The 351-nt window shown below is 39.0% G+C and carries 1 protein-coding gene; it reads left to right on the top strand.

Features of this window, described 5'->3' with window-relative positions:
• Nucleotides 1-351, top strand: a 351-nt coding sequence (locus V7014_RS01845; RefSeq protein WP_335503614.1) for an RNA-guided endonuclease TnpB family protein, incomplete at both ends; no start/stop codon positions are given.

The following is a 351-nucleotide window of genomic DNA, read 5'->3' on the forward strand; positions in this document are numbered from 1 at the left end:
TTGGGCTAAAAGACTTTGCCATTTTGAGTACGGGAGAAATATTCGCTAATCCAAAATGGTTTCGCAAACTTGAAAAGAAATTAGCAACCGCACAACGTATCCTTTCCAAGCGTGTGAAAGGTTCTTCCAATTGGAACAAACAACGTATGAAGGTTGCAAGAATCCACGAACGAATCACCTATGCAAGAACAGACTATTTGCAGAAAATCTCAACTTACATCATCAAAAACCACGATATTGTAGGGATTGAGGATTTGCAAGTGTCAAATATGCTGAAAAACCACAAGTTAGCCAAAGCGATAGGCGAAGTGTCTTGGTCACAATTTAGAACCATGCTTGAATACAAAGCAA

The sequence above is a fragment of the Bacillus sp. JJ722 genome (genome assembly GCF_036963345.1).
In the GTDB taxonomy this organism is placed as follows: domain Bacteria; phylum Bacillota; class Bacilli; order Bacillales; family DSM-1321; genus Bacillus_AD.